Annotated in this window: 1 protein-coding gene; it reads left to right on the forward strand. The window is 68.0% G+C overall.

Annotated elements, in window-relative coordinates; all coding sequences use genetic code 11:
* Positions 1-582: 582 nt before the first annotated feature.
* The coding region (locus IE312_RS15850; RefSeq protein ID WP_229899839.1) for an ATP-dependent Clp protease ATP-binding subunit at positions 583-2,488 on the forward strand (1,906 nt) is incomplete at its 3' end.

The following is a 2,488-nucleotide window of genomic DNA, read 5'->3' on the forward strand; positions in this document are numbered from 1 at the left end:
CCCGGGCACCGTCGGCCACCCCAGTTCGTTCTCGTACCAGTGCCGGGCCCGGGCGTCCGGGTCGGCGCGGGGAACGCCGGTGACCGGTGCCCCCGGGTCGAGGGACCGGCGAGGAAGGGGGACCGTGGAGTACATGGGCACCGAGCCGACCATGCCAAGTGCAACGCGGAACCACCCTTCGGGTTACGCTGGGTTTCCCTGCGGCTGCGCAGAGTGCAGGAGAACGGGGTGCACGGAGGGCCGGGGAGGCGCGGGGTTGTTCGCCCATAGCGGAGGGAACCGGGGCGCGCCGCATGGAGTGTCAGTCCCTGCGGGTAAGACATGCCTAGTGGGAGGGGGCGACACGCAGGACGGGGCGTCTCACGTTCGCCATCGGCGTACTGGCGACTGGGGTAACTGCCTGGCCTGCGGGAACATCGTCTCGCACCATCGGGTTGGGACAGATGTCGGCGCACACGGTCAGGAGGCCATCGACGGTGTCGGCAGTTGGAATGAGCGGTCCCCGCTTGCGGGACTAAGCTGCGGAAGGACAGGGAGGGGAAGTTCCCCCCACTGCCTGACCGCTCTGAGGAGCGATTAACGATGTTCGAGAGGTTCACCGACCGCGCGCGGCGGGTTGTCGTCCTGGCTCAGGAAGAAGCCCGGATGCTCAACCACAACTACATCGGCACCGAGCACATCCTCCTGGGTCTCATCCACGAGGGCGAAGGTGTCGCCGCTAAGGCCCTGGAGAGCCTCGGCATTTCGCTTGAGGCGGTCCGCCAGCAGGTGGAGGAGATCATCGGCCAGGGCCAGCAGGCCCCGTCCGGTCACATCCCCTTCACCCCCCGTGCCAAGAAGGTCCTGGAGCTGTCGCTCCGCGAGGCCCTTCAGCTGGGCCACAACTACATCGGCACGGAACACATCCTGCTCGGCCTGATCCGCGAGGGCGAGGGCGTCGCCGCCCAGGTCCTGGTCAAGCTGGGTGCCGACCTCAACCGGGTGCGGCAGCAGGTGATCCAGCTGCTCTCCGGTTACCAGGGCAAGGAGACCGCCACCGCGGGCGGCCCGGCCGAGGGCACGCCTTCGACCTCCCTCGTCCTGGACCAGTTCGGCCGGAACCTCACCCAGGCCGCTCGTGAGTCCAAGCTCGACCCGGTGATCGGGCGCGAGAAGGAGATCGAGCGGGTCATGCAGGTGCTGTCCCGCCGTACGAAGAACAACCCGGTGCTGATCGGTGAGCCCGGCGTCGGCAAGACCGCCGTCGTCGAGGGCCTCGCCCAGGCCATCGTCAAGGGCGAGGTGCCCGAGACCCTCAAGGACAAGCACCTCTACACGCTGGACCTCGGCGCCCTGGTCGCCGGCTCCCGCTACCGCGGTGACTTCGAGGAGCGCCTGAAGAAGGTGCTCAAGGAGATCCGCACCCGCGGCGACATCATCCTGTTCATCGACGAGCTGCACACGCTGGTCGGTGCGGGTGCCGCCGAGGGCGCCATCGACGCGGCCTCCATCCTGAAGCCCATGCTGGCCCGCGGTGAGCTGCAGACCATCGGTGCGACCACGCTGGACGAGTACCGCAAGCACCTGGAGAAGGACGCGGCCCTCGAGCGCCGCTTCCAGCCCATCCAGGTCGCCGAGCCGTCCCTGCCGCACACCATCGAGATCCTCAAGGGCCTGCGCGACCGGTACGAGGCGCACCACCGCGTCTCCATCACGGACGAGGCCCTGGTCCAGGCGGCCACCCTGGCCGACCGGTACATCTCGGACCGGTTCCTGCCGGACAAGGCGATCGACCTGATCGACGAGGCCGGTTCCCGGATGCGCATCCGCCGGATGACCGCTCCGCCGGACCTGCGCGAGTTCGACGAGAAGATCGCCGGTGTCCGCCGGGACAAGGAGTCCGCGATCGACTCGCAGGACTTCGAGAAGGCCGCCTCCCTGCGTGACAAGGAGAAGCAGCTCCTGGCCGCCAAGGCCAAGCGGGAGAAGGAGTGGAAGGCCGGCGACATGGACGTCGTCGCCGAGGTCGACGGCGAGCTGATCGCCGAGGTCCTCGCCACGGCCACCGGCATCCCGGTCTTCAAGCTGACCGAGGAGGAGTCCAGCCGTCTGCTCCGCATGGAGGACGAGCTGCACAAGCGGGTCATCGGCCAGGTCGACGCCGTCAAGGCGCTGTCGAAGGCGATCCGCCGTACGCGCGCGGGTCTGAAGGACCCGAAGCGTCCGGGTGGTTCGTTCATCTTCGCCGGCCCGTCCGGTGTCGGTAAGACCGAGCTGTCCAAGGCGCTCGCCGAGTTCCTCTTCGGTGACGAGGACGCGCTGATCTCCCTCGACATGTCGGAGTTCAGCGAGAAGCACACGGTGTCGCGTCTCTTCGGTTCGCCCCCCGGATACGTGGGCTACGAGGAGGGCGGCCAGCTGACCGAGAAGGTGCGCCGCAAGCCGTTCTCCGTCGTCCTCTTCGACGAGGTCGAGAAGGCCCACCCGGACATCTTCAACTCGCTGCTGC

Origin of the sequence: Streptomyces capoamus (assembly GCF_014654935.1) — a bacterium.
Classification (GTDB): domain Bacteria; phylum Actinomycetota; class Actinomycetes; order Streptomycetales; family Streptomycetaceae; genus Streptomyces; species Streptomyces capoamus.